General features: G+C 54.0%; 1 protein-coding gene. It reads left to right on the top strand.

Translation table 11 applies throughout. The features are described 5' to 3' along the window. Positions 1 to 83 precede the first annotated feature (83 nt). Entirely contained in the window at positions 84 to 1,700 is a 1,617-nt protein-coding gene (locus QJQ48_RS28025; protein ID WP_346294479.1) for an IS1634 family transposase, read from the top strand. Positions 1,701 to 1,726: the final 26 nt, after the last annotated feature.

Genomic DNA, 1,726 nt, shown 5'->3' with positions numbered 1-1,726 from the left:
CCTGCATTCCGCAGGTTGACAATGAATAAGAAAGGTGGTGTGCCGTAGAGTAGAAGCAGCCCTCAAGAGAATGGATGCATCGGTTGAAGATAGAGAATCTGGATCACCTAGGCTTGGTTGCTGGGATGGTGGACGAGTTGGGACTGGTGGAACTGACCAACGCACAATTAGGCCAGCATAAGCTGGAGCACATCAGCGCAGGACAAGTGGTCAAAGCTTTGATACTAAATGGTTTGGGCTTTGTGAGCGCGCCTTTGTACCTGTTCAGCGAGTTCTTTGAGAGTAAGCCGGTTGAGCATTTGCTCGGCGAAGGCATACAGGCCAGTCACCTCAACGATGACCGTCTCGGACGTGTGCTCGACGAGTTATATGAAGAGGGCACCAGCAGTTTCTTTTTGCGTGTGGCGATGCAAGCGGTGGAGCGATTTGGCGTCGATGTTGGCCAGGTTCATCTAGACTCGAGTTCGTTTTCGTTGCAAGGCGAGTATGAGCGGGAGAGGGTTGAGTCAGGAGACTTAGATCAGGTGCCCATCGAGATCTGTCGGGGCTATTCAAGAGACCAACGACCCGACCTGAAGCAGTTTGTGGTGAATCTAATGTGTAGCGCAGATGGTGGCGTGCCGCTGTGGCTGAAGGTGGCAGATGGCAACCAGAGTGACGCGCAGCAGTTTGCCGGGTTGATGCGCCAGTTTGCCAACAGTTGGCAGATGGACAGTGTGTTCGTTATCGACGCAGCCTTTTACAGCGAGCCGAACTTACAGCAGGTCGGCTCACTCAAATGGGTCTCACGGGTGCCCCAAACCTTGAGCAATGCCCAAGCGCTCGTGCAAAGCGATACCAGCGAACTGACGCCAGTCGCTTGCACCCTCAAGGACTACCAGATGTGGGAGACAACCGCTGAGTATGGTGGAGTTCAGCAGCGCTGGATTCTGATTGAGAGTCTGACGCGCAAGGCTGACCAGTCGCTGTGGGAGCCCGAGCTCAAGCAGCTAGAGAAACGATTGCACCGCGACCTCAAGCAGTTGCAGCAACAGGTTTTTGCCTGTAAGCCCGATGCCCTCGAAGCCCTGATGCGCTTCCAAGACACCCTGGCGGTCCATCACCTCACTGAGGTCAGCGTTGAGACGCTTCGACCGAAACGGGCACCGGGTCAGCGAACTAAAGCAAAAGCTAAAGACACACCACCTGCCACCGGCTACCGCCTCAAAGCCAAGCTTGAGCGCCAGAGCACTGCCGAAGCCGCCTACCAGAACCAGCGCAGTCGGTTTATCCTGGCCACCAATCACCTCGATACCCAGCAGTGGCCTGCTGACAAGCTATTGCAAGAGTACAAGGGCCAACAGAAGACTGAGCGCGGGTTTCGCTTTCTCAAAGACCCGTTGTTCTTCGCCAGCAGCCTGTTTGTCAAAAAAGCCCAAAGAGTTGAGGCTCTAGCCCTGGTGATGGCCCTGACTTTGATGGTCTACACCTTAGCTGAGCGTAAGCTTAGACAAACCCTGGTGGCACAACAGCAAACAATCCTCGACCAGAAAAAACAGCCTACTGTCAACCCTACCTTTCGGTGGGTCATTCAGAAGTTTCAGGGCATTCATTTTGTGCAGTTCGGACACCTCAAGCAGATTAGTAACCTGACTGATGAGCGGCGCACAATCATCCGATTCTTGGGGGCTCATGTTGAGCCTTACTATGCACCTACCTAATCTTTTGGCAACCTGCGGAATGTTGG

The sequence above is a fragment of the Sphaerothrix gracilis Ecp01 genome (assembly GCF_030405905.1).
In the GTDB taxonomy this organism is placed as follows: domain Bacteria; phylum Cyanobacteriota; class Cyanobacteriia; order Phormidesmidales; family Phormidesmidaceae; genus Sphaerothrix; species Sphaerothrix gracilis.
Note: the sequence above shows the minus strand (reverse complement) of the source record. Positions and strands in the feature narration are given on the sequence as shown.